Here is a 26,133-nt window from a genome sequence, read left to right as displayed (position 1 = left end):
TTTGACTATACCCGCTTGCCCATAACCCATTTTTGTAAGGAGTTGCCATGCCCTGTCGGCAGACTACATACACCAAACCTTCGGATTTTGATGAGCTCAAAGCGTGCTTGGCCAAGCGGGAAAATCCTGACCAGGCTGTAGAAGATCGCGTCAAAGCTATTTTGACAGACGTTCGCTCTCGTAAAGACGAAGCACTGCTTGAATATACCCGTCGCTTCGACTGTCCGGAATTCGATCTCTCTCAATTGGCTGTTCCTCCCAGTGCGTTTGAAGAAGCATTAAATGCCATAGGAGATGAAGAAGTCGCAATTCTGCGTGAAGCCGCGGATAATATTATTGATTTCCACCGATCGCAGCTTGAAAAATCCTGGTTTGTCACCCGCGACGACGGTGCTGTTCTTGGTCAGATTGTGCGTCCAGTCGATGCCGTCGGCCTATATGTTCCTGGAGGGATTGGGGGAGAAACCCCACTTGTTTCCAGTATGCTTATGAATGCCCTCCCCGCTATTGTCGCTGGGGTGCCTCGCCTTGTTGCTGTTTCGCCTCCGCGTAAAGATGGGACGCTGAATCCGTATATTCTGGCCGCGGCAGCGATTGTCGGGATTACCGAACTCTATGCGACCGGTAGTGCTTGGGCTGTAGCCGCACTGGCCTACGGCACGGACACTATAAAGCCCGTCGACGTCATTGCCGGACCAGGGAATATTTATGTGACCACGGCAAAACGTCTCCTTGTCGGTACAGTCGGCATTGATATGATTGCCGGGCCGAGTGAAATTGCCATCCTTGCCGACGAAACCGCCAATCCTGACTGGTTGGCCGCTGATATGTTGTCGCAAGCTGAACATGATCCCCTGGCTGCATCCATTGCTGTCGTGACGGATCAGGCACTTGCCACAACACTCGCTCAAAAACTTAAAGAGCAACTTGAACAATTGCCTCGTGCTGAAATTGCGGCACAATCGTTGGCCGACTATGGTCAGATTATTGTCGCGGATTCATTGGAACAAGGTGTGGAAGCCATCAACCTTCTTGCCGCCGAACACCTTGAATTATGTGTGAGCGACCCTTGGGCGCTTGTCCCGAAAATTCGCCATGCTGGTGCTATTTTTATGGGACATGCTTGTCCGGAACCTGTTGGTGACTACTTTGCCGGCCCGAACCATGTGTTACCAACAATGGGAACCGCTCGATTCTCATCTGCCCTGAGCGTGCAGAATTTCTGTAAAAAGTCGAGCTTGGTTTCGACAAGTCCCGCGTATGTGCAAAAACATGGACAAAAAATAGCCCGACTGGCCCGGCTTGAAGGCTTGGAAGCCCATGCCCGCAGTGTTGAGAGCCGTCTCGGCACGAATCAAGGAGAATAATCATGCAGGTTGTTACGCAGACCGATATCGCTGAATTTCCTCTCTTGTCGCGAGGTAAGGTGCGCGATATTTATCAAATTGAAGAAGACAAGCTGCTTATCGTGACGACGGATCGCCTTTCGGCATATGATGTAATTTTGCCCGATCCGATCCCCTTTAAGGGCGTCATTTTGAATATGATCACCATATTCTGGATGAATAAATTTGCCGACATTGTCCCCAACCATCTTATTGCTTGGGATACCTCCGACTTTCCCGCTGCGCTCAAGCCCTACTTTAATGTTCTTGAGAATCGAGCTGTGATTGTAAAAAAAACAACCCCGTTACCGATTGAATGCATTGTTCGCGGATTCATCACGGGATCAGGCTGGAAAGATTATTTGGCGACGGGGTCTGTCTGTGGGCATGCGTTGCCTCCGGGACTTGAAGAATCGGAAATGCTCAAAACTCCGCTTTTCACGCCTTCCACCAAGGCCGAACTCGGTGAACATGATGAAAACATCACGCTCGATAAAGCCAGAACGTTGTGCGGTGATGACGTGTTCGAAAAAGCAGAGTCCACCAGTCTCGCTATTTACACGGCGGCTCGTGACTATGCCAGTCAACGGGGTATCCTGATTGCGGATACCAAATTTGAATTCGGCATGACAGACGAAGGTCTGATTTTGATTGACGAAGTATTAACTCCTGATTCCTCCCGCTTCTGGCCAGCAACAAGTTATGGCCCGGGACGGTCTCAAAAGAGTTTTGACAAACAATATGTACGTGATTGGTTGACGGATATCGGCTTCAACAAAAAGCCACCAGCACCCAATATGCCGGCGGAAGTGATCGAACGCACTAAAGAAAAATACATGGAAGCGTACACGGCATTGACCGGAGAGAATCTTCCACTGTAACAGGAAGAATACGCAATCAAACGGAACTGCACCAAGGAGGAACCACGTGCTACTCGCCGATAAAAAAGCCGTTATATTTGGTGTCGCCAACGAGCGCAGCATTGCTTATGGGGTTTCCAAGAAATTCAAGGAACATGGAGCGAAACTCGCCTTTAGTTACGTTGGAGACGCTTTGAAAAAGCGCGTTGCCCCTATAAGCGAAGATTTAGGTGGCGATTTTATTTTTGATTGTGACGTCACCAAAGACGAGCAGATTCTGGCCGCCCGCGAGCAGGTCAAAGCGACCTGGGGCCAAGTCGACATTCTGGTGCATTCCGTTGCTTTTGCCAACAGGGAAGACCTTAAAAACCGATATGTTGATACTTCTCGAGAAGGTTTTGCGCTGGCGTTGGATATTTCAGCCTACTCGCTTGTCGCACTGTGTCAGGCATTTGAACCTATTCTTGCTCCTAACGCATCGGTCATGACAATGACCTATCTTGGTTCACAGCGCGTTGTCGGGCGCTACAACGTCATGGGTGTTGCGAAAGCCGCTCTGGAAGCAAGTGTACGTTATCTTGCCTGTGACCTTGGTCAAAACGGCGTCCGCGTCAATGCCTTGAGCCCTGGCCCGATCAAAACGCTGGCCGCCTCTGGGGTGTCCGGACTCAAATCCATTTTTACCAAGGTGGAAGAATCCGCCCCGCTGGCACGGAATGTTACGACAGAAGATGTGGGAAATGCCGCTGTTTTTCTGGCTTCCGACCTATCTTCCGGTGTAACGGCCGAGACCATTTATGTGGATTCGGGCTACAATGTGATGGGCGTCTAAAAAAAATGCAATTTTTCCGAAAAAAATCGTTTTTTTCGCTTGCATTTCATCAGAGGGTTTTATAGTAATTCCGCTCCTGCGGAGAGGTGTCCGAGTTGGCCGAAGGAGCACGATTGGAAATCGTGTGTACCTTAACAGGGTACCGAGAGTTCGAATCTCTCCCTCTCCGCCAGAACATATTTCAAGGAAGCCAGATGGCAGTGACGCTGCCAACCCCGTCAGGCCCGAAAGGGAGCAGCGGTAACAGTTGTTGTTGGGTATCTGGCTTCCTTAAAAAAGCGCGGAACATGTTCCGCGCTTTTTTTATGTCCTTTGAACGCTCGACCTGCTGATTACGAATCAAAAAGCCTAGTCGTAACCTGTTTGTTTTTATTTGTTTGTTGTTGACTGACATACAAGATGAAGGCTCTTTTTCAGGGGAATGTAGGTCAATGTTTCTCTTTGGTTGGGGAGCTAGATTTAAAAGGCGGCCCCCCTACTCTGTCTCTGCGTTTTTCAGGTTTTGTGTCGGTGTCACGCTAGAGTAGTGCATTCACATCTTCCCTCTGTATCAAAGGCGCTGAAACTTTTGAATCTACGACGGTCGGTTCAGAAGGTCGAGGAAGTAAACATTACCTCTCTGCTGTCACCATTTTTTCATTGACACCATTCTTATGGAGAGCATAGGCAGAATTAAGTTCTTTTAGACATTTCAAAGCTATTGATCGAAACACTTAATTTAAAAAAAACGGAACGCGAGTAACCTGCCAATGCATATTCAAGACCTAACACCCAAATTTTCGGGCCTATTAAGAACATGCCTTCAAATATTCATAACAAATTAGTTGCGCTGGGTGTTGAAGCACTGGCAGATGCTCTCATGGAATTGGCTTCACGCTGCGAGACTGGTCAAATTTTTATCGACCGACTTCTTCTTTCCAACGACCAAGCTTCTAACTATTTTTCCAATGCCATTAAAAAGTTGGGGGCCGAAAATTATTTCATTTCTTGGAGGGAGTCAGAGGCATTTACAGCTGAACTAGAGCAACTCCTTGGCGACATAAAGTCCAAAGTCGGTAATCCACAATCTGGAATTGAACTCACTTGTCAATTTTTTGAAATTGACAAAGCTATCCTCGAACGCTCCGATGATTCAAGTGGCTCGATTGGTGCCGTTTTTTCTTCCAACGCGTCAGATTTATTTTCATTTTACGCTTCTCAGTGCCCAGAGAAAGACTGGATACTTGAGAAGGTCATCAATATTCTTCGAAACGACCAATACAATGTCAGAGATGCCCTTCTGAACCATGCAAAGGATTTTTTAGACACAGACCACTTACAGCAACTCGCAGACCATTTTTCAGAAAAGGCCCGGAATGAGTCCGATGACTACGAGCAGCGGGTAGCCTGGTCATATATACAAACTCTTGCTCGACAGCTAAACAATCCTAAACTCTTTGAGCAAGCGCGTTTGGCAACAACTGATAAACACGACACTACCAATTCATATCTTGATATCGCAAAAGCATACCTCAAATCAGGCAAGCCAGAAGTCGCCCTTTCCTGGATCGAAAAAATTTCTCCTGATGATGTGACAACGTCCTATGATAAGCACAATTTGCTTATCGAGATTCACGGCAAACTTGGGAATCCAAAAGAGCAAGAAAAAGCCGCTTGGACTCTTTTTCGTTGGTATCGAGATAAAGAAAACTTAGAAAAGTTGCTAAATATTGTCGGTAAAGACAAGAAGGCACGGATAATCGCGGATGAAACTGCGATCATTTTGAAGGTTCAAGCTTTTAATGCATCAAACCTCAAATTCCTTTGCGAGAATGGACGATTTCAGGAAGCTGAAGAATATATTTTAGACCGCGAAGACCAACTCAACGGTGAAAATCATTACTTTCTGGAACCAATTGCTAACACAATGGAAAAACAAGGTTTTCACCTCCCTGCCGTTATTATTTACCGCCAGTTGCTTGAATCCGTTCTTGAACGGCGTAATTCCAAATACTACCATCACGGTATCCGGTACTTGAAAAAGCTGGACAAAATTACAAACAAAATTAGCGATTGGAAAAATAGAACTCCTCACCAAGATTATTTCCACAAAATCTACGCTGAACATAAGCGCAAGACTGCTTTCTGGTCAAAATATCGGTAAGTTTTGTGACGTATATACAGTTACCCCGGATAGAAACAGGTCTATTGTTTTCTGTCCCGTCGTCGTATTGTGCGGCAACGCTGATCATGCTGGGTACAACCGATACTTCCTTGATCAATCTTTTCAATAAACTCTTTACAATTCATATCAATCTCTCCTTTTACAAAATCCACTCACCCATAATGCCTCCACTCCAAACAGATAGCCTGCGTTGCATTGAACCAACAGTTATACGTCTTCCGTGAAAAAATGTTCATAGGCTTTGTGCCGAACACATTGCTTTATAATAATAGCCTCTAACTTCGTTTCTTCCTGAGGGCCGAGGTCGGCAACAGACTCCACATTACATTTGTCAAGAAATAACGAGACACCGGATATGATGTCCTTCAATAACTCATCACTAAATACCGGAAACCCTGCACCTGAGAAGCAACAAAAATCATCATACCGAAGCAAGCGAGACGCGAATATTAAACCAGAACGAGCGGAGCGTGACAGACCGATGTCAATGACTTCTTCAGTATGCCCTTCCTTAAGAAGATCAGCACACTGGAGACGATTACTCCCGATATTCTCCATACCGAATAGACTAAACACATTTTTTTGCATACCTGACAGAAGCGCAAGCTGGTGATGATCATCGGTTGAGAACGTAGCTACAGGAGACTTTTCCTTTGAAGGCCAGGAATAAATCAAGCAATCTGCGAATATGCCAATGCAAGCATCTTCAGGAAAGAACAACTGCTTCTTTTTGTAGAGGCCTATTGCCCTTGCGCAAGGAGCATATTCCTTTTTGGGGACCCGCTGAAAGAGTTCGCTGTGAAAATCCTTGAGTGCGGATTTCGTTGTTTGGTATCGTTGGATCGTCTCATCGGGAAAGAGCATGTTGCTGCTCCGTTTTTGAAATAATGTTCATATGTTGTTGCCTACACGGCGTATCAATTCATTTGCTGGGATATTCATTTTAGGCTCCCTCCCCCTGCAAACGTATTTTATTATTTGGCATAGCAATATGTCATACGACTTTGTAGAAAACAAAAAATAATTTTCTCACATTGCTTAGATTGGCGATGATACGCTCGCATAATATGGCGAAGGGACCGTAGGGTATACGCGAAACACATGAGTAAACACACTCTCCGCTTTCTGTGACACCTCAAATTCTGCGTATGAAGCAGGAAGCCCTGCTTTTTCATCCCAGAGAAAATCTTGTATTGTAATCATGACGGCATCACGCGTGGTTTCTTTTGCTCTCCAGTTATCTATCTTCAATTTTTCTGATTTGAGCTTTTCAATTAATTGAGTCGATACGTTTTTGATTTTATTTATATCTTCTTTGCTGAGTGTTTCTTTTTTCAAAATGTCGAAGACGGCAAGAGACTCTTCAGAAAGGCCTTCACGAAGTGCCCGTGTTTCTTCTTCGCTCAGAGCTTTTACAAACTCTATGAGTGCATCGAATGTTTTTTCGATGGTTGCACGGTCTTTTTCCCTATTGTATTTAGCGACAATGTCTTCGTAATGCTGCTGAAAATCCGTCCTCAAGGGATTTTGCATAAGGAGGCGGTTCACGCGTTGTTCAATACAATTTTTCAAGTTCTGTACCGTGGTACGTTGCCGTGAACTGCTTTCGAACTCCTTCCTGAGCTTATCGAAATCGATTTTACTAATGTCGTATGGATCGCTTTCATGCCCAACCTGGGAGGACTCCGTCTCGATGGCCTCATCCACCACTTCGTGGAGACGACGGATAATATCGGATATGTCGGCCTGCTCCCGATCCTGCTGCAAGCTCTTGTACACCACGTTGATGGCGTCATAGTCGGCACGGTGACTGTTCACACCTTTGACATTGATGCAGGCTTTGAATTTTTTGAAAACCTCCCTGCACATCACTTCAAATCGTTTACGGGTCTGGTCGTTTTCGTTGGCAGCTTCCTTAGCCGCGAGAATGGCAGCATTCCGTTTAAAACCCGTTTGGGTGATGATATCATCCAATGAAGCGCCGCTTTGGGCCAAAAAAGCACGGACAAAAGCGATAGCCTCTGACAGGTCCGCGAGAAGTTCTTCTTCCGGTTTGGCTGGTTCTATCTCTCCACCGTCACCACCATGGCCGGTATCGCCTTGTCCTGCAAAGGTCGCTAAGGCTTTGCGGAGGTTTTTCAGGATCCCGCAATAGTCAACGATAAGGCCGTTGTTCTTTCCTTCGTTGACCCTGTTTGCACGGGCGATGGCCTGCATCAGGGTATGGGCCTTGAGAGGCTTGTCCAGATACAGAGTTGAAAGGCTGGGAACATCGAAACCCGTCAGCCACATAGCGCAGACAATAGCGATTCGAAACGGGTGCTCTTCTTCCTTGAAGGCGTCCTCCAAGCCCATTCGCTGCAAGTTTCTGAATTGCGGCTTGTTCCTCATAGACTCGGGAAGATCAATGCCCTCTTTGATCAGGCGTCGGTGAGGCTTAATATCCAGGCCCCATTTGCTGAACTTATCTACCTCTCCTTGTTCTTCGCTGACCACCACGGCGGCGACGGTCTCTTTCATCCACTGAATCTGCCTCCGACGGTAAAGTTCGTCCTGTTCATCCGCAGCCGTTTTCAATTCCGTTTCAAGGTCAGCTATGCGCTGGTTCCAGTGCTTGAGAATCAACCCGTGCATTCGTACGCAGGTAATCTTGTCGATACATACCAACATCACCTTGCCGGTTTCCCACGCCCTCGAATAGTGAAGAACAAAATCCTGGGCGACCTGCTCAAGTCGCTTCTCGGCGGTAATGATGTGGTAATCCCGTTTCAGCTCCTTTTCGAGCTGCTGCTCCACATCTATGTCGCCAGCCTCCAGCTCTTCCAGCTTCTCGGCAATTCTTTCGTTGAGGTCGCCGACAGCCAGGCCGAGCTTATCCCCTCGGGCGTCATAATAAAGGGGAACCGTCGCCTTGTCTTCAACGGCTCGCTGAAAATCGTATGTGGAGATGTAATTCCCAAAGACACGCCGGGTAATTTCGTCACTGGAGAACAAAGGGGTACCGGTGAAGCCGATATAACTAGCATGCGGCAGGGCATTACGTAGATTGAGAGCCAATGTGCCATACTGCGTCCGATGCGCCTCATCGGTAATGACAATAACATCATCTCGTGTCGTATATGCCTCGTCCGACTTTACTTCCTGATTGAACTTTTGAATCAAAGAAAAGACATACGCCTTGTGTTCCGCCAACAGGCTACTCAGATGCTTACCGCTGGAAGCCCGGCAGGAATCACTGTCATTGTTTACCACGCCGCAACCAGCAAATGTTTTGTAGAGCTGGGTGTCAAGATCTTCTCTGTCTGTAAGGAGAACAAAAGTGAAGTTACCGCCCAGTTTGCGGTGTACTTTGCGAGTAAAGAAAACAATGGAATAGCTCTTCCCCGCTCCTTGCGTATGCCAGAAGACGCCCAGTTTGCCCTGGCGATTCTCCCTATCCTCAACGGCCTCAAGAGCACGGTTCACGCCAAGAAACTGATGGTTCCGCGCCAAGATTTTTCGCGACTCTCCTGCGGACTCATCAAAGAGGATGAAATTTTCAATGAGGTCAATGAAGTTGTGTTTATCGCAGACTCCCTTGAGCAACGTCTCCATGTCCACAACTCCCGGCTCGTCTTCTTCCAGACGCTTCCAGTCGTTGAAATGTTCAAATTTGCTGGAGACCGACCCGAGCTTGGCATCCATCCCATTGCCCAGAACGACTATGGCGTTGTGATGAAACAGATGGGGGACGGTGTCCTTGTAGTCCATGAAGTTCTGCTCGTAGGCCGCACGTATATCTTTGTTGACGTTCTTCAATTCCATAAACAGCAACGGAAGGCCGTTGACGAAGCCGACAATATCCGCCCGTCGTCGATAGAGGTCTCCCCTGACCCATAGCTCACGCACACAAAGGAAATGATTGTTCGTGGGATCGGAAAAATCCAGAATCTTCAGCCTTTCCCGAATGCGCTCCTCGTCAGCGTTTTGAAAGGTAACTTGTACTCCGTTTGTGATGAGTTCATATTTTTCGCGATTGGTCGCCAGCATCGTCTGACTGGCCACAGTTGCGGTTATCTGACGAATCGCATCGTCATAAGCAGAACCAGGCAGCCCAGGATTGAGTTTGATCAACGCCTCGCGCAGGTAACGAGTAAGCACGACCTCTTTGTCCGAATCCCGCCCCAACGTTCCGTCTGGCCCATAGGTTTCGGTGTTATAGGCATACACGGAGTCCCAGCCGAGATGAGTTTCCAAGTATTCGGCAGTGGTTTGTTGGACGAGAGTGTCTTCGGTGTAGGAATTGGACATCACCCGAGGTTCCCTCCTCAGCAAGAATCTTTCATAATTGTGATTTTGGTCATTCTGCCCCATCCTGTCCAGGAAGGATCAAGCCATGTTTCTTGGCAATCTCTTCATTGATGACCGCAACCGAGGTTGGAGCGAAGTTCCAGGTTTTGACGGTGGAATGAAGTGCTTTTTTCAGCGCCTCCTGTATCGGAGGCAACCATGCTTCCTGATGGCCGTTAATGACCAAAACAAATCGTACCTCGGCCTTCGACAAATCAAGTATTTTGAAAGGATCGGGCAACTCTGTTTTGGCCTGTTGATGCCGTTTTAAGCAGGAGGCCCAGCCAAGTGAAAAAGCATTGACCAATTTTTCCCGGATATTCGTGATGAATTCATCAAAATTCGGTTGGGTTTCCGGGCGTGGCGTACTCAATTTGGCCTCCACCACCCAAAGAACGGGCGGCTTTCCATTGTCGACACGCAACAAGAGAAATTCCGCCATTTGCACACCATGCTGAATGTCAGCATAGGTCTTGCTCTTTTCAATGTAAAAACACTGACCAGCAGGATATGGGCCGAATGTCATCTCGGATTCGCGTATTGGCTGTGTGGTCATTTGAGCGCCAACCCAACTTCTTCTTTATACAGCCGGATCGATTCATCAATGATCGTGTTTTCCGGCATCCCGTCTTTGAGATTCGCCGTTACCCACTCATTGTCATGAGCCGAAATCACCGGAATGGATACATTTTGTTCCTGTGCAATCAAAAACAGTTTCTTCACCACGAAATAGGAATGGCTGGCGAGAAAAAACTGGATGCCACGCTCAGCTAATACTGCCACGATATCAAGAAATTTGGAAACCGCTACGGGATGTAGAGCCGATTCCGGTTCATCGATAAAAACGATTGAGTTGGTGTCAAGATATCGGTTGCCAAGAAGCGTATCGAGGATGGCAATTTTCTTGATCCCTTCCGCCGTCACCCCGATGGGAAACTTCTGATTGCCCTTTTTGAACTGCCAGCGCCCTGACGCCTCGTCATATTCAACGCGGCCTCCGAGAATATCCTCCAGACTCTGGCGCGACTTGGCGAATTCTGAGTAATTTTTGCCCCTCGTGGGTGACTGGCGCAACGCCCTTGCGAGGTCCAGATAGGTATCGTCAAAACCAAAGGTTTTGTCCTGTTCACGGGATTTGAGAATGATCTGATGCAGGGACAAGACTTCCTTCGCCGGAAGAAAAATGGAGTTGCTCGACCTGGGTTGAACATGATTCTCCAGCGAGGAGATTTGCTTGGTCGTATCCTTGCCGAAGCTGTAGATAAAATTCTGGTCGTCGAACTGCACTGCGCAAGATAAGGGACCATCTGCGCCCTTGGTTACCAGATCGCCGATTTTGTCTGGCTGGAAGGTCCAGTAAAGTTTATCCGCCAAGATTTCCGCCGCCGTGCGCTGATCATCGCCTCGCCTGTACTCCTCCAGCGTCCGCATGGCGCTGTAAAGGGCTTTCAGAAGAAACGTTTTGCCGGTTCCATTGCCGCCGATAACCAAATTGATCGAGCCGAGCATCGACCAGTTCAATCTGTCAAGCGGACCAAAATTTTTGAGTTCGATTTTATTCAGCATAAACGATCCCTCTTATCACGAGTTGGAATCTACATGGAGGCAAGGGCCATTGCCTGAATCCGCCGCTCATATCGCCACCTCACCATTCATGAGCCGGGGAAGGAGCAGGTCGCGGGCTTTGGTCAATACGTTTGTTTGGGCAGTAATAACTTCAATTTGCTTATCGATTGGATTCACATGGCCCAGAAACATTTCTACTATGCTGTCACTTGGCTGAAGTAGCTCTACGCTGTGCAAATCCTTTTTTGTGATCGCTGCGTATATCGCTCCGGCACCAATCATATCTTCTTTGAAAAAATGGTTCTTCAAGTTGTACAAAAGAAAACTTTGTTGTTTTCTTTTACTTCTAATCGCGGAAAGACCACGTCCAATAACAATTATTTCAGTCGAAACATTAATTCTACCAACAGGTGCCCTTACACTGAACAGTATATCTCCAGCTTCGGCTAGTCTGCTTTTTACTGTGCAATAAGTTATGTTTTCAGGGAATCGTTGGCCAAAATCTTTGACCCCTTGATGAAATGGCAGGCCTACTCCTTCAGTGTTGTAATACTGCGATTTAGGGCTTTGTCCCATAGTGATGTCTGCGATTGAAGAAAGCGTCTTCTTCCCCCACCCCTCCGGCACGCCATCCACAACCTTGACGTGCTCATGACCGGGAAAGCGAAGCCGCACGAACCATTCCTTGTAGAGCAGCCGCGCCGACTCTTCGAGCAATTGGATGCGGCGGCGGTTGTTTTCGATGAGGTCGTCGTAGGCGGAAAGGATTTCGACGATGTCTTGTTGAATTCTAAGCTCAGGAATTTTTATAGGTATTCTGCTGATCACATCTTGGTTTAAAGATGCCATTGTGGCCTTATTGGAACACTGAGTGATCATCCATTCTTTGTGACTATTGGTCCTCATTGCAAAGGACAGAAAGTCTGGCAGAACGTCATCAGACAAAATCCGAAGGCGTATGCAATCAGAGCCTTGCATCCAACCTGAGTGGTCAGGTTTAACAAGTAAATGCCTGTCTACAGCTCCTTTCCTACCAAAAACAATATCCCCATCTTCGAGAAGGTGCTTTGAAAGACGTTGAACCACATCGTCTGGAACAAATTCCAATTTTTCTACCCGTAAATCACCATAGCCGACATTTCGAACGTTTATGACTGGAGTGCCCTCTGGGGTATAGTCTGATGCCCGAAGCTGGGTTCCAAAGGGGCCGGTTTGCACGTCCATTTTTCCTGCATCAATGTACTGCCCGAGGCAAACCTGATTCCACCTCATACTCCCAGCTCCTCAAAATTCTTCTTGATGGTCGCTGCGAGCTGTGCGGCCTCGGCGTTCAAGTCCTCCAGTTCCACATGGATATCCCGGAGGGCTTCTTCGAAGTCGAAATCCTCGTCTACCTCTTCCGGGGCCACACCAACGTAACGCCCCGGTGTCAGGCTCCAGTCGTTGGCTTCTATCTCGGCCCGGTCCACCAGCTTGACCAGTCCCTCCACGTCGCGGAGTTTTGCTTCAGGGAAACGCTCGGTCAGCCAGCGTGCGTGCCGGTGGAAGGAGCGAACCAGTTTGAGTTGGTCTACGGCGAGGAGCCGTGCCTGATCCGCAGCCTTGCGGGCGCGGGTGATGTCCCGGCTGGCCCAGGCGTCGTTGTCACGGGCCGCGCATTCAGTTTCACAGGTCTCGATGAGGCGGCAGGCTAGCTTGTAGAGCAGGTCGGTCTGCTTGACCACATCCCGGCTGGTTTCGGCCAACGGAGCCAGTCGTTCAACGGCCTGCTTTAATTTCCCGTTGCTGGTGTCCTGCGTCTTCCACACTTCCACTTGTTCGCCAATGGTGGCTTTGAAGCCGTCCACATCGGCATGGAAGGCAGCCAACGCGGTCTCGTACTCCTTGAGCGGCTCCGCATGGGCGGCGTCCACTGCAAGGGTTTTCACAAAGGGCTTCATGGCGGTGAGGAGCGCATCCAGGGACGCCGTGAATTCAGGTAACAGTTCGATGGTGTCGCCATTTTCTCGCTGACCGGTGAAACAGCCTTCGGCCTCGCCAAGCACTCGCTGGCAATACCCGGCGACCAAATCAAGGTATTTCTCTTTCTGCCCTCGGTAGAGCCAGACGATGGCGAGAATGTTCTGTTCCTGCTCGGGGCTGAAGTCGTAAATCTTGCGCGTGACCTTACGGTAGATGTTCCGCGCGTCGATCATGAGCACCTTGTCTTTGTGCTCTTCCGGCTTTGCTCGGTTCAGGAACCACAATTCGCACGGGACGGTGCGCGTGTAGAAGAAGTTCGAGCGGATCGCGACCATGGCGTCCACGTCGCCGGTCTCCACGAGCTTTTGGCGGACCTTGGCTTCCTCCCGGCCAGCACTGGAGGCCTGGGAAGACATGACAAAGCCGGCGCGTCCAGTCTCGTTCAGGTAGCTGTAGAAATAGCTGATCCAGATATAGTTGCCGTTAGGCACTTTTTTGTTTTTGTTTTCCCCCGGTAGTCCAAACGGGAGACGCGGGTCATTCTCTACCTTCTTCGCATCTATTTCATCGACATTAAAAGGAGGATTCGCCATGACATACTCGGCTTTGCCGAGCAGTTCGTGCGGGTCTTCATAATAAGTAATGGCTTTCTGGATGTCCCCTTCCAGGCCATGCACAGCCAGATTCATCTTTGCCAGCCTGATGGTAGTGGGGTTTTTCTCCAGGCCACGGAAGGTCAGTTTTTCGTTGGGGTTCTGGTGTTGCCGCTCAACCACACGAGCGCTTTGCACAAACATGCCCCCGGAACCGCAGGCCGGGTCCAGAACAGTGCCGTAGCTCGGTTCCAGAATGTTGGCGATCAAGGACACCAGGGAGATGGGCGTGAAGAATTCGCCTCCGTCATGCGCCTTCTTGTCGGCAAACTGCGTCAGGAAATATTCGTAGATGCGGCCAAAGACATCGCCCTTCACCCGTTTCAACTCATCCGGGTCCAACGTCCGAATCAATTGCCCCAATACCTCCTTGCTCAACTCCTGATACTCGTTCTTCGGCAGAACGCCGCGCAAGCTCGCGTAGTCGGATTCGATGGACTCCATAGCCTCGATAATGGCTTTGGCTCGGTCGTCGCTGTCCGTGAGCGCAACCAGGGTGTCGAATTGGGCCTTGGGCTGGAGGAAGATGGAGCTTTTCTGCGAGAAGTCTTCCTTTGTCAATGGCCTAGTTTTGCCCCCACGGGATGGAAGGTTCGCCACGATGTCGTCTTTCACCGCCAAGAATCGGCTGTAGGCGTGTCGAAGAAAAATAAGCCCCATAACGGGTAGGAAGTATTCGTTGCTGGCGTAATTCGAGTTGGCCCGCATGTCGTCGGCGGCTTTCCACAGTCTCTTTTCAATGGCTTCTATATGTTCTAGTTGCGCCATGGCTATTCGGTCTCTCTTGGTCATTATTCTGAAGTAAGTCTTCGGCACAAAGGGTTGGCTTTCACTATCCTGATAACTAACAGCCTATATTCCTTGCTCCGCTATCCACGCAAGTTGTTATGCTATACTACACGTTCTCGTTATAGCAGCTCAAATCTTAATATCGGTACGTCCTGGGCTAGACATCTCAAGTTCACTCTTCAGTTTCCGGAGCGATCAATTCCCATTCGTTCACATCAAGAAAAACGTAGGCGGCAAGAAAGCTCGTTCGCTTGTTGCCGTCCACAAAAGGATGATTGCGGATAATGCCGAAAGCATACGCTGCGGCAAGATCGAAAATATTTGGAGAGCTATACGCAAGAAGATTCTGAGGTCTGGCAAGAGCAGAAGACAAAAGGCCCGGATCACGGATACCTTCACTTCCGCCATGCACGGCAATGTGCTCGTCATGCACCGCGAGGATGAACTTTTCAGAAAGCCAACGCCAAGACGTCATTTTGCAAGTTCACGTAGTGCATTGCGATAGCGGGACATGCCCCGCCGTGCAGCTTCCATTTGTTCCGCAAGTTCCGGATCATAGGGAGTAATGGAATATCCTTCCGCCGTCTCGGTGAGAAACACATTGTCCCCTTTCGTCACTTTAAGACGCGCAACCGCTTCTTCCGGAAGAATGATTCCAATTGAATTGCCAATTTTTGTAACCGTAGCTCGCATACAAACCTCCAAAGTCATAATTTTTGTTATAACCAGGCAACCTGTATGTCAATAATTGTTAGATTTTTCAGACTCTTCTACAGTTCAAAAAAAAATGCTGCCAGATACGCAGCAGCAGGGAACGCTCGGGACTAAACAGTATGGACGCTTCCCCAAAGGACAACGTCTGGTTTGTGACAAGCCGTGGGTGCATTGGCAAAGAACGCCGTTCATAGCTGCTTTGACTTTTAAGTGATCAAGATTCAAAAAATGTAGGTCAAAATGTATGTCAACGTAAAAAGGGGTTATGATTTTTCATCATAACCCCTTGAAATTTCTGGAGCCAGCGAAGCGACTTGAACGCTCGACCTGCTGATTACGAATCAGCTGCTCTACCAACTGAGCTACGCTGGCCAATCGAAGGAAGCCCTTGATATACAAGGGACGACTGACCGTCAAGAAAAAATTCGTAAAAAATTAGACTTCTTTAAATTTGACTACAGCGTGCCCTGTTTGGGAGATGTGCGGTACAGCTCTACTTTCAGTATCGCTGTACTACACATCTGCGTTTAATGGTTATTGCTCAAATTTAACTGCGCGTCTTATTCTTTTACAAACGAATGAGACACGGGAAAAAAGACAAACGCGCCACCAAAGGCACGACACAAATCAGCCAATTTCGCCGAGCCAATGAGTTCTCGCTGACGCGAATTCAAACATGGAAATTTCGAGATATATACTGGCAGTGATCCGCCATATTGCTTAGACAAATGTTGAGCTGTTTCTGTACCGACAACTTTTTCCAACATATCCCGAGTCACTTTGAGGGCTGTGGACATGGGGGCCTCCTTGAAGAAGCTATATCAAATGTTACATTCTGGTTACGAGACTGTGTCAAAAGAGTGTCGATGTCAATACGGTTCTTTGCGATTTCTGCAGATTTCTTCCGACTGGACTCATTTAGGTTTTGTGCGGTAGCATAACGACAAAGATACTCTGATTGGGATAACTTTTCTTTTTTTTATCAACACACTATGCCTCCTCTGTTAGGAGACACAGATACCCAAACATATATTCGACCTGAGGAAAATAATGAGCGATTCCCCTGTCATAAGTGTAATATTCTGGGGCGTACTCATTTTGTGCTGCTTCTATCTTGGGGCCAAATTGACGTTTCAGATTCGAGAACGAAAGAAATCAACACTGAAACTTGATTTTGATGAAGCAAAAAAGAGAGAAAAAAAAATTTAGAAATATTACAACATGTTCTATTGACGAGGTATTTCTTCACCCTCTTCTGTCTCTATGAACTCAAAATATTTCCGTATTATGCTGCCCTCGCACAAAAGAAAGAGTTCGTTTTGCCCGCACCGAGCATACGAGAGAGATTGTGTCACAACGTTTTTCTGGCCGTTGATGTAATGGATTGATATCGTATCATTTCATTACTTTTGTCACTTGTGCTCAACTTCTCTCGCGCATAAATTCGATTCAGTGTCATGTTCTTTGTGGTGCCACTCCCCCTCGCAATTATCAATCTGGAGCAGGTTGCTCTATGCTCTGGATATTCCAAGGAGCTTGTTATGCCGATGGTCAATATCAAGATTACGAATGAAGGCGCTACAGCAGAACAAAAGGCCGAGCTTATCAAAGGAGCGACGGAGCTGCTGCAGAGGGTTCTCGGCAAGAATCCAGCGACCACAATTGTACTCATCGAAGAAATAGAGACAGATAATTGGGGGATTGGCGGAGAAAGCGTGACAGTCCGTCGAAACAGAGGACAATAAAACGAACCGTATTTTGCGGGTTGCGGTACTCTTTTACCGATCCGTATCACACGATATTTACCGTTGTTCTATGGCAACGAGGAGAAATTCCCTTGAAGCTCTCTATTTCTTTCATTCTCGTCGCATGCATGGTCTTGTCCTCCCTTTCTCTTTCTGGGTGCGGGGGACGCTATGGTGTTGCTCCTGTTTCTCTTGATGCACGTATGGAGCAACTCGGGAAGACCGCTTTGGTCAATGGACGACCAAGCCTGAAAACAGAACTCATTTTACGACAACGCGGATTACAATCTTTATGGCGCAAAGATATTTACCAAGTCTATTGGGCAGTCAAAGCAGATTATGAAGATGAAGGGTCTCGCGATCTTTTTTTTGCCATGATGGAATTGGCGTATATTGGCGCCAAGCAACAGCCGAAAAATTCAGCCGAAGAAGCGCGATACCTCCTGACCTGCCTGGTTCATGCACACGATTTCCTCTTTGATTCCAAGCTCATCCCTAAGCCATCCCCATTTGAGCCAAGTTTTGGTATTGCACGCCGTTTTTATGATCGCGCTTTGGCCGAACTCATTGTGAATCGTCGGGAGCGCAATCTTACCCCGAGAGCCAATGAACGTCTTCCCATGCTGGATGGAAGCGTTCAACTTGATCCTCCCAAATCTGAATTGGCTTGGAATCCCACAGAATTTGATAAGTATTTTGTATCGTATGAGTTTAAAACTTTTGGACTCACTGAAGAATACATAACCCAAGGGGTTGGCGTTCCCTTAATTGCCGTCCGCAATGTCAAAGAACAAGACAGTCGCGACGTGCGAAATCGATTCATTCCCTCTATTCGACAGACGTTTGCCGCAACAGTGTTTTTGCGCATCAAACCGGCCGATGAGCGACCGAGTCCATTGCCGCCTGTGCGCCAAGCTCGACTTGAACTCTATGATCCCTTTAAGTCATTTGAAATTCAGGAAGGTTGGGATGATGCCAGTCAAGAGGATGGACGCCACCTTCCGTTGACATCGGATTTGACCACACCACTTGCCTACATGATGCAGGTCAACTCGCCTTCATCAGGGTTTGTTGGTCTCGTTAGGCCGGAAGAATGGTCAGAGAGTCAGGGGCTGATTATGTTTCAGCCCTATGAACCGAATAAAATCCCCGTTGTGTTCGTTCACGGATTATTGTCTTCGCCCATGACATGGCTCCCTATGATCAACACGTTAATGGGTGATCCAGAACTTCGAAAGCACTATCAATTTTGGTTCTTCAGATACCCCACAGGCAACCCAGTTCTCTACTCCGCCTCTCTTTTTCGGCAATATCTGCAGAAAGCTGAAGCGACGTTTGATCCGAACGGCACCAATCCTGCTTTCGATAAAATGGTTATTGTCGGCCATAGCATGGGGGGATTACTGACGCGAAGCACCATTCAAGATAGTGGAGACAACATTTGGAATAGCCTGGCTGACATTCCGTTTGATACCGCGGAATTAACACCTGACGAGCGTGACCAGGTGAAGAAAATGGTATATTTTAAACCGCTTCCGTTTGTTTCTCGCGTCGTCTTCATGGCCGTTCCCCATCGGGGAGCAACTCTTGCCGATAGTGCTATTGGGAGAATTGGATCCTATCTTGTTATGTTACCAGTAACATTGCTTAAACAGTCATTCGGTGTTTTTTATAAGATCCAAGCGAAAGTTCGTCCTGATGAAGCTGGGGCAAATTATCTCGAGGATGAAGTCAGCATTCCTACTGGGATCGATAGCTTATCTCCTAAAAACTCGACATTGATCGCCGGTTCCGAGTTACCATTACTGGTGCCGTATCATTCGATTATCGGAAATGAAGATCACGCGGATATGCCAGAAGGGACGGATGGCGTTGTACCGTATTCAAGCTCACACCTCGACGGCGCCGTTTCTGAACGAATTTTTCTCTCGGGCCACAGTGTCCACACCAAACCTTTAGCTATTCGCGAAGTTCGACGAATACTTTTAGAGCACGCGGCGAAGAGCATTATGCAGGCAGGGACGCCGTAATGTACCAGGATATTGCTATGGATCACCTTAGATCATGTCGCCATGCAAAAGGTTCGTTACCGACTCTGCAGGCGGTTTGGTCGTTCGTGTGTCTGGCGATATTGCTTATGGGAGGAGAGCCAGCCGTTGCCATGGCTTCCACGGAATTCAATACGCCAGTGAAGATTCCAGAATGGCGATTGTTTTCAAAAACAATGTCCGAATTGTCCACCAACGAAGCGTTCGTCGATGCTTTTCTTCAGCACATCGGTCAAGACCCTGCCTCTGGAGGAATACTTGGCCCCAAATATGTGAAGCGATTACGAGAAATCATCCTCGGTAAAGAATTTGAAGCGTTGGACCGTTTTCCCGGAATGACTGTTGATGAGCTTGGCATGTCAGTTCGTTTGGCTGCCAAAGCCACAAAGGAGGATACTTCAAACGAAACGACGGCTCCGCCTCAACACGTGATGTCTCCCCCGCCAGTCGGGGTTGAACCTCTTGGTATTCCTGTCCAAAAGCATTCTTCTCCGACAGTGTTTCAGCAAGATGCGGATTTGAACGATCTTGGTTTTGGCTTGCAGATCGGAAACAAATTGAATGCACGCTTTTTTGCACATCTCCCAGCGAGTACACGCATGGCCGAGGTCCTCAATGGCTTGGCCCAAAACGATCCAACACACTCCACCACGGGATATGTTGTTCGTTTGGGGACGGTCAACGTCTGTCGTCCGGATGAACTCATTGCTGCGCTTATTGCATCGGGACATAGTGTCGAGGTTCGGGATGCGCGATATTTTGCGAATTTCGGTAATGTCTATTATCATGGAGAGTCCGTGATGACGCCGTTCTGGCTCGACACCCGATTCCGAGTTCCCGGTACAGATCGCCCTTTTCTTGTCCCCGTATCGCATTCTCAACATGAGATCCGAATTCGTGGTCCCAAAGTGAATGCAGACGTAGGGTTCTATTTTGGTATTGATGGAGCCTGTGCGTTTCGTCCGATCAAAGAGCTGGATCAACCATGGATTCTTGGAGTTGTGGCCCATTGTTACACGGGGACTCAAGCGGTTGAAGCCGTTCGTTTGGCCGCACAAGTATTACGTGCCTATATTGAGGTTCAAACACTCCACCCCGACCTGCCATTCGGCGGATATTTCACATTGGGTGTCTGTAACGACAGCAATGCGATGGTAGAATTGGGTATGCAGGGAACCACGACGCTCTACCCGATTACCATCAATAAAGAGTATTTTACCGCACAGAGTCCAGGTGCAGCTTTGGCGCGTCGTTTGCCTGTGGATGGGCGCAACGCATCCGGCTCAGCCGATCCCGAAGTCATGACTCGTATTCTTGGTGCGTTGCCGATTGTATCGACAGCAGATATGCGGAAACCGGGAATGATTGGATTGAGTGAGTTTGCCCAGGATATTGATTTAATGCGAACGGCTTTGCATAACGGCACACTCGAAGCGTATGAGGCGCCATCCTTTCTGGGGAAAATTTTTCGAACGGTATTGGCTCTCGCCGTCGTAACAATACTTTTAGTGACGGGAGTATGTGTTCTGATTTGGAAATGGCTGCGTCGCCGATCTGCTGCAAAGGGAAATCATGACCAACGATCAGAATAATGACCATCACATTGTTGGCTATCTTGAAGGTATAACGCCACAAATATCCGGCTGGGTTTGCGACACGTCGGCTCCTTCAACTCGACTTCGTGTGCATCTTGTCATTGACGGCATGATACAAGCTACAACCATTGCCGAGAAACCACGTCCAGATGTTGCTGCGACACAGGTTGGCGATGGTTGCTATGGTTTTTCATTTTCCATACCATCTGCTTTCTATGACGAGGTAGAGCATCACCTGAATATCAAGATCGAGGGGAGATCGAATGTCCAATTAGAAGGAACACCACGTACCTGCGTTTTCCCAAACAGGGTCTTAACAATTCGTGCAGCGACGAATGCTGATCGCAATGCAATTATCCGACTTTATAATGCCGCTGATGAAGAAGGCGGATATCCTCCCTCAATGGATGCGACCACGGCTACTCGGCTCCTTGCACGATTTGATTTACCCAAAAATCGTTTGTTGCTTGCCTTCGTAAATGAACAAGCGGTGGGTTACCTCACGGTGGCAAGTCCGGTTCGTGGTCCTCACGGACACGTTGCAACACTTCGCATCAACATACTTCAACCACATCGTGGAGCTCAAATCGGAACGGCGCTTATGCGTCAGGCCGTGGAGTTCGTTGAAACATCGGGGTTACGTCGTTTGGAACTTACTGTCGATATGGAAAATATGCCAGCCATAGGGTTGTACAACAAATTCGGGTTCGGGGTTGAAGGCATTAAACGAGGATATTATTTCGATGGAACACACGACAAAGACATGTATATGATGGCTCGGCTCTTCCAACCGGAAATTGACCCGTCCCTGGAAAATGTTTAGATCATGCGCGAGATGAAGCCGGCATCGGAATATGACGATGAACACTTCTTTTCTTTCATCCAACGTTTATATCCAGAATGAGCCTACTATGAAATATATCATCCCTCTGTTGGCCTTACTTTGTGTCCTTTCGGGATGCTCCTCGTCTGAACCTAAAAATAGCTTTAAGAAGGTGGATAGGAATAAGGACGAAGGAATCATTTTTGAAGAACTTGTTCTTATTGATCCGAATCTTCCGTTTCGGACGTTTACCATTCTTGATGTCGACAGAAATGGAAAACTTGATAAGAAAGAATATGATGCCTATCTCCATCCGCAGGCGACCTCTTCGGCTCCGGCTTCACAGACTCCGGCACCAGTGCAAACGCCATCTCCCACTCCTTCTGCAACGCCTCAAATGTTGACGCAAGCAACGCCTCCAGTGACGCATGAACCCGAGCAAAAACTTCAAGAAGATCAGTCCAGTACAACACCAATTTCTGAAGAGGCTTCTTCCCCAGACCAAAACCTCTATACGGTACAAGGCGATGACACCTTCTGGGGGATTGCCGAATCATTTCATGTCAGTGTAAACGATTTGACAGCAGCGAATCCCACTGTTGATCCGAAGAAACTGCGTCCGGGAACTGTTCTTCATATCCCGACAGAATCTTCAACTATCGAGCTGGACGAAGAGGCGTCTCCTTCCCCTGAAATGCACATCGTCGGCGCAGATGAAACGCTATGGGGAATCGCACAACATTACGGAATTACGACGAAAAAACTGCTTCAAGCCAATCCTGACGTGAATCCCAAGAAGCTTCGTCCAGGAACGAAGCTGCATATTCCGCAATCTTAAAACAAGACCGCAGTGACGTTGATGGTTTTTCTGCGGTATTATCTTATTGGGTCGATGTGGCGGATTGAGGGGTGGGCGTGGACGGTTTTATTAATGATGTCCCTGTCTTGATATGACGCAAATAATATAATGCAGCTTCATTTTGGCGATCGTATTCCAAAGCTTTTCGCCAAAGTCGTAGGGCTGTTGGTAAATCATGGTTTGACCACGCAGCAAAGGCGCTATCACTTTCTTCTCTGGAAAGAAGCGTTGCCGCTTCAGGGCTTTTCGGGTCAGCCGCAAGAAGTTGTTCCAGGGTTCGCTTTGCCAATGTTTTCTCACCAGTCTGCGTAAATACGCGGCTTAAACCGAGGAGTACCTGAGCATGAGTGGGCTCGTACTCCAGGGCGGTCTCATATTCCATACGTGCATTGACCGGCATATTCATTGATTCAAAGGCACGTCCAAGCAGATAGTGGATTTCAGCTCCTGGGGCATTGCGGCTTTGCGCTTTTTCGAAATACTCCAATGCTTCAAGCGGCTGCCCCTGGTGGCAAGCGAGAAGCCCCATCAAATAATCAGCCAGTGCATTCTGTGGCGTTTCTTGAAGCAAGCTTTCCAGTTCAGCCTCAGCAGCGCGTTCTTCGTGATTGCGGAAGAGCGTCATGACTTTCCACAATGCCGCAAGTTGTTTTCCTCCAGCAGCATCGGCATGATCAAAAAAACGGAGAGCATCGGGCGTATTGCCTGCAATCGCATTGAGGATTCCTAATTGCAACCATGCGTAGGCATTTTTCGGGTCTCGTTCCGCGACCTCTGAAAAAGCAATGCGAGCACGAGCAATATCACCATTCTGTCGTGCAACAACCCCGTAAAACAGTGTATCCATAATATTCGCCGCTCGGGATATCGCAGGAAATACCCCGATGATCCCGATAACGAACACAATACAGCACAGCAAACGACAGAACTTAGAACTCATATTGCTCGAGTCTCTCGAAGAAAATATTTTTTTCTGCTTCGTTCATGCCAAAACAGTGTTCATCTCCAGGAAACACACCGGAACGGACTTCTTCTGCAAAGTGCGCCAGACCAGTCTGGTGAATTGTTCCCGCTTCAGCATAGGTTTTTACAAACCGAGGGCGAAAGGCATCAAAAAGTCCTAAGATATCATGATAAACCAAAACTTGTCCGTCGCAATCCGGTCCAGCTCCAATCCCTATTGTTGGTATGGAAAGTCGGCGTGTCACCTCTGCAGCCACGAACCGTGGAACAGCCTCAAGGACCAGCCCGAAGCAGCCGGCTTCTTCCAACATTTTGGCTTCCTCAATGAGCCGGAGAGCTGCTGTAGCCGTTTTGGATTGGACTTTAAAACCACCAAGGCGAGCGATACTTTGCGGTGTCAAACCAAGGTGCCCTACAACAGGAATTTCTGCACGAACGAGGGCACGGACTTGATCGATAACGGACTCTCCTCCCTCCAACTTGACGGCCGATGCACCAGCTTCTTTGAGAAACCGGCCTGCATTCCTAACAGCTTGAGCCGCATCGATTTGATAGGAAAGAAATGGCATGTCCGCAAGAACCATACACGAGCCCGCTCCTTTGGCCGCAGCACGTGTATGGTGAAGCATTTCTTCCATTGTCACGGAGAGTGTGTTCTCATGACCGAGTACAACCATGGCCAGTGAATCACCAACAAGTATTATATCAGCTCCAGCCGCATCAACCAGTCGTGCCGACCCATAATCATATGCTGTGATCATGACGACTTTTTGGCTCTGCTCTTTGGCTTCGAGGATATCAAGTGGAGTTTTCTTCTTGCGCGTCATAGTTAACCTTTATTGTTTTGTATGCAGAGGCGCACGAAAAAGTAACGCGTCCCAGAGAATCGATACAACGAATCCCTGGGACGCGAAAGATATTTGGGAAGAAAAAAAGCTAGATTTCCTGGAAAACCCAGATAACTCGTCCGATGACACGTTCGGGTGAACCTTCAAGCGGAAGAAATTGATCTTGCAAGTCTGGATTTTGGGAATGCAGGATAATACGCTTGCTTTCGTAATCCACAGTGACGCGTTTGATGACGAGTCCCTCAACCGGGATATACAACGCGTAGATTTCGCCGGATCGGAGCCAAGTATTTTCTCGGTCAATACCAACATAGGCTCCATGACGAATAAGCGGCTCCATGGATGTTCCATCCATTTTGACGACAAGCAGCGATTTCCTCGTAAAATGTGTAGGGATAGCAATGGATTCAATGTGTTGCTCGCACCATTGGCCGTCTTCGGACAAGCCGGACATAGCGCTCACATCAACATTTTTGAACTTGGGACGGTCGGCACCAAAAATGGCACCTGATTCACTTACGGCAATTGGTGTAACAAGACCATCCTTAAGGCACTGCGGTTCTTGCCCGGAGGTGATCCAATCGGGATTGAGGCCGTGGCTACGAAACAGTTTGATAAGCCAATCCGAAGGGATCGATTTACGTCGTTTCGCATCGGAAATACTGGACTGTCGGATATCCAATATTTTAGCCAACTCGACCTGCGTGCGGGTTCCTGTGGCCTTTTTAATACGCTCAATCGCCTCGTCGAAATCACTGAACATCAAAACTCCTAGACAAATGTATTTTGCCGATCATAAAAGGAGGGGGAACCAATATTAATAAGCCCTCTTATAACAGGCAATGGTTACTATCAAGGTTCATCCCTTTCTTTGTGTATATTTCTTTTCTTGTTCCAAGTCAACAACTTGACCTTCGGAATTGTCATAATTTTATGAGAAGCAATATCTTGGTAACGAATTCGACATGAATTGCTTATACTAAAAATTTATTTTTCAAAAAAACGACTCTTTAAGCCGTGAATGATGTCTTTTTTGATACAAGAAACGCAATTATTTTGTCTCAACCTTCCGCGTTGAGCTCGCTATTTGGGATGAAGATAATATCAATACACGAACTTCGTAGGAAAGTAATACTCCTTATTCCTCATAGCTGGAATATGATATCCCTCGTAACCAAGAAGATCCAAAATGATTATTCGTAATTTGTAGATATATGGTTCACAAAAAAGGTGGTCCACATCACTGCAGCCACCTTAATTTATTAGTCTTCAATGTCATTCTCGCGTTATAGTTCTTGTAGAATCCAGACAATTCTTCCAAAAACTCTTTGCTGTCCAAACTCAAATGGAAGTGCCTGTTCTTGAAAATGCTGACTGAACGCACTTAAAAGAATCTTGTCATCGTCTTCGCGAACATACGCTTTTCTGATGACTAACCCCTCTCTTGGTAAGTCAAATGCATAGAGTTCTCCTGAAATAATGTTCTGCTGATGTGGGTCTATCCCGATATATGATCCTTTTCGAATAATTGGTTCCAGTGAAGCACTCTCGAGAACAATGACAATCATATCTGGTCGATAAAAGTGTTCCGGGATCATGATTTGTTCCACAGGCTTCTGTTCCCATGGCGTGCCAGTGGTCCCTGAGCCAGACATGGAATGCACAATGACGGTTTTATTCTTTATGCGTTTGGGAACATGTATTGGAAACGTACTTTTAGGAGTTCCGATTTCATGTGATGGAACGTCGGTGGTGCCCTCCAAATACTGAGGTTGTTCGCCAAGAAGTACCCAGTCTGGATTGAGCCTGAATTTCTGGAGAAGTGTTACAAGCCATTTAGCTGGAATAGAATTTCTTTTTTTCGCATCGGAAATACTCGATTGGCGAATGTGGAGAATTTCAGCCAATTCGACCTGGGTGTATGCCTTTGTTGTAGACTGGATACGTTCCATGCATATTTCAAATAAATCCGAAACAAAACAAGAATTTGTCACACCA

22 protein-coding genes, 2 tRNA genes and 1 other RNA gene are annotated in these 26,133 nt (G+C 47.7%); 11 read left to right on the top strand and 14 right to left on the bottom strand.

Features of this window, described 5'->3' with window-relative positions:
* Nucleotides 1–47: 47 nt before the first annotated feature.
* From hisD to G451_RS0123385, 6 genes are all read left to right on the top strand, one after another.
* Nucleotides 48–1,367: a histidinol dehydrogenase gene (gene hisD / locus G451_RS0123410; RefSeq protein WP_027186147.1), complete on the top strand. Its 1,320-nt coding sequence runs from the start codon at nucleotides 48–50 to the stop codon at nucleotides 1,365–1,367.
* A 2-nt stretch (nucleotides 1,368–1,369) separates the two neighbouring features.
* Nucleotides 1,370–2,266, top strand: a complete 897-nt coding sequence (locus tag G451_RS0123405) for a phosphoribosylaminoimidazolesuccinocarboxamide synthase (protein WP_027186146.1) — start codon at nucleotides 1,370–1,372, stop codon at nucleotides 2,264–2,266.
* A 46-nt stretch (nucleotides 2,267–2,312) separates the two neighbouring features.
* Nucleotides 2,313–3,077, top strand: coding sequence for an enoyl-ACP reductase FabI (locus G451_RS0123400; protein WP_027186145.1), 765 nt, complete (start codon nucleotides 2,313–2,315; stop codon nucleotides 3,075–3,077).
* A gap of 80 nt (nucleotides 3,078–3,157) precedes the next feature.
* Nucleotides 3,158–3,249 (top strand) — tRNA-Ser (locus tag G451_RS0123395).
* 9 nt (nucleotides 3,250–3,258) lie between these two features.
* Nucleotides 3,259–3,354: signal recognition particle sRNA small type (ffs, locus tag G451_RS33890), an RNA gene on the top strand.
* A 519-nt stretch (nucleotides 3,355–3,873) separates the two neighbouring features.
* A complete protein-coding gene (locus tag G451_RS0123385; protein ID WP_027186143.1) occupies nucleotides 3,874–5,220 on the top strand; it encodes a DUF6880 family protein in 1,347 nt (448 codons plus the stop codon).
* 228 nt (nucleotides 5,221–5,448) lie between these two features.
* Here G451_RS0123385 and G451_RS0123380 read toward each other — a convergent pair whose 3' ends face one another.
* From G451_RS0123380 to G451_RS0123335, 10 genes are all read right to left on the bottom strand, one after another.
* A complete protein-coding gene (locus G451_RS0123380) occupies nucleotides 5,449–6,105 on the bottom strand; it encodes a DUF7986 domain-containing protein (protein WP_027186142.1) in 657 nt (218 codons plus the stop codon).
* A 174-nt stretch (nucleotides 6,106–6,279) separates the two neighbouring features.
* On the bottom strand, nucleotides 6,280–9,531 hold the full coding sequence (locus tag G451_RS0123375; protein WP_027186141.1) for a type I restriction endonuclease subunit R: 3,252 nt from the start codon (nucleotides 9,529–9,531) through the stop codon (nucleotides 6,280–6,282).
* Nucleotides 9,532–9,580: 49 nt separating this feature from the next.
* Nucleotides 9,581–10,126: a hypothetical protein gene (locus G451_RS0123370; protein ID WP_027186140.1), complete on the bottom strand. Its 546-nt coding sequence runs from the start codon at nucleotides 10,124–10,126 to the stop codon at nucleotides 9,581–9,583.
* A complete protein-coding gene (locus tag G451_RS0123365; RefSeq protein WP_027186139.1) occupies nucleotides 10,123–11,136 on the bottom strand; it encodes an AAA family ATPase in 1,014 nt (337 codons plus the stop codon). The genes G451_RS0123370 and G451_RS0123365 overlap by 4 nt, the downstream gene beginning before the upstream one ends.
* A gap of 66 nt (nucleotides 11,137–11,202) precedes the next feature.
* Nucleotides 11,203–12,408 carry a restriction endonuclease subunit S gene (locus G451_RS31340; RefSeq protein WP_034643813.1) on the bottom strand — a complete coding sequence of 402 codons (1,206 nt, stop codon included), beginning with the start codon at nucleotides 12,406–12,408 and terminating at the stop codon, nucleotides 11,203–11,205.
* Nucleotides 12,405–14,519 (bottom strand): class I SAM-dependent DNA methyltransferase, encoded by a 2,115-nt coding sequence (locus G451_RS0123355; RefSeq protein WP_027186138.1) that lies wholly within the window; start codon nucleotides 14,517–14,519, stop codon nucleotides 12,405–12,407. Before G451_RS0123355 ends, G451_RS31340 begins: the two co-directional genes overlap by 4 nt.
* 193 nt (nucleotides 14,520–14,712) lie before the next feature.
* Complete coding sequence (locus G451_RS31335) at nucleotides 14,713–15,015, bottom strand: type II toxin-antitoxin system death-on-curing family toxin (RefSeq protein ID WP_084448742.1); 303 nt, start codon at nucleotides 15,013–15,015, stop codon at nucleotides 14,713–14,715.
* A complete protein-coding gene (locus G451_RS0123345) occupies nucleotides 15,012–15,233 on the bottom strand; it encodes an AbrB/MazE/SpoVT family DNA-binding domain-containing protein (protein ID WP_027186137.1) in 222 nt (73 codons plus the stop codon). The genes G451_RS31335 and G451_RS0123345 overlap by 4 nt, the downstream gene beginning before the upstream one ends.
* A gap of 317 nt (nucleotides 15,234–15,550) precedes the next feature.
* Nucleotides 15,551–15,626 (bottom strand) — tRNA-Thr (locus G451_RS0123340).
* A 188-nt stretch (nucleotides 15,627–15,814) separates the two neighbouring features.
* Entirely contained in the window at nucleotides 15,815–16,051 is a 237-nt protein-coding gene (locus tag G451_RS0123335) for a hypothetical protein (protein ID WP_027186136.1), read from the bottom strand.
* A gap of 744 nt (nucleotides 16,052–16,795) precedes the next feature.
* Between G451_RS0123335 and G451_RS0123325 the strand changes: the two genes are divergently transcribed.
* The 5 genes from G451_RS0123325 to G451_RS0123305 all read left to right on the top strand — a co-directional run bounded on the left by G451_RS0123325 (nucleotide 16,796) and on the right by G451_RS0123305 (nucleotide 22,303).
* The gene (locus G451_RS0123325; RefSeq protein WP_027186135.1) at nucleotides 16,796–16,999 is read left to right on the top strand and encodes a tautomerase family protein; all 204 of its coding nucleotides are present in this window, start codon (nucleotides 16,796–16,798) and stop codon (nucleotides 16,997–16,999) included.
* 92 nt (nucleotides 17,000–17,091) lie between these two features.
* Nucleotides 17,092–19,029, top strand: coding sequence for an esterase/lipase family protein (locus tag G451_RS31330; protein ID WP_051261836.1), 1,938 nt, complete (start codon nucleotides 17,092–17,094; stop codon nucleotides 19,027–19,029).
* A gap of 17 nt (nucleotides 19,030–19,046) precedes the next feature.
* Nucleotides 19,047–20,639, top strand: a complete 1,593-nt coding sequence (locus G451_RS0123315; RefSeq protein WP_156921776.1) for a hypothetical protein — start codon at nucleotides 19,047–19,049, stop codon at nucleotides 20,637–20,639.
* Complete coding sequence (locus G451_RS33295) at nucleotides 20,620–21,465, top strand: GNAT family N-acetyltransferase (RefSeq protein ID WP_051261835.1); 846 nt, start codon at nucleotides 20,620–20,622, stop codon at nucleotides 21,463–21,465. Before G451_RS0123315 ends, G451_RS33295 begins: the two co-directional genes overlap by 20 nt.
* An 88-nt stretch (nucleotides 21,466–21,553) precedes the next feature.
* Nucleotides 21,554–22,303: a LysM peptidoglycan-binding domain-containing protein gene (locus G451_RS0123305; protein ID WP_027186133.1), complete on the top strand. Its 750-nt coding sequence runs from the start codon at nucleotides 21,554–21,556 to the stop codon at nucleotides 22,301–22,303.
* A gap of 43 nt (nucleotides 22,304–22,346) precedes the next feature.
* On the opposite strand, the gene G451_RS0123300 is transcribed toward G451_RS0123305, so the two are convergent.
* The 4 genes from G451_RS0123300 to G451_RS0123285 form a co-directional block, all read right to left on the bottom strand.
* Entirely contained in the window at nucleotides 22,347–23,264 is a 918-nt protein-coding gene (locus G451_RS0123300) for a tetratricopeptide repeat protein (RefSeq protein ID WP_027186132.1), read from the bottom strand.
* The gene (panB, locus tag G451_RS31320) at nucleotides 23,254–24,114 is read right to left on the bottom strand and encodes a 3-methyl-2-oxobutanoate hydroxymethyltransferase (RefSeq protein ID WP_051261834.1); all 861 of its coding nucleotides are present in this window, start codon (nucleotides 24,112–24,114) and stop codon (nucleotides 23,254–23,256) included. The genes G451_RS0123300 and panB overlap by 11 nt, the downstream gene beginning before the upstream one ends.
* A gap of 109 nt (nucleotides 24,115–24,223) precedes the next feature.
* Complete coding sequence (locus G451_RS0123290) at nucleotides 24,224–24,898, bottom strand: LexA family transcriptional regulator (RefSeq protein ID WP_027186131.1); 675 nt, start codon at nucleotides 24,896–24,898, stop codon at nucleotides 24,224–24,226.
* A gap of 523 nt (nucleotides 24,899–25,421) precedes the next feature.
* Nucleotides 25,422–26,129, bottom strand: coding sequence for a LexA family transcriptional regulator (locus G451_RS0123285; RefSeq protein WP_027186130.1), 708 nt, complete (start codon nucleotides 26,127–26,129; stop codon nucleotides 25,422–25,424).
* Nucleotides 26,130–26,133 lie beyond the last annotated feature (4 nt).

Origin of the sequence: Desulfovibrio inopinatus DSM 10711 (assembly GCF_000429305.1) — a bacterium.
GTDB lineage: Bacteria > Desulfobacterota > Desulfovibrionia > Desulfovibrionales > Desulfovibrionaceae > Alteridesulfovibrio > Alteridesulfovibrio inopinatus.
The sequence above is the reverse complement of the archived record's forward strand: the minus strand, read 5'-3'. Positions and strand labels throughout refer to the sequence as shown.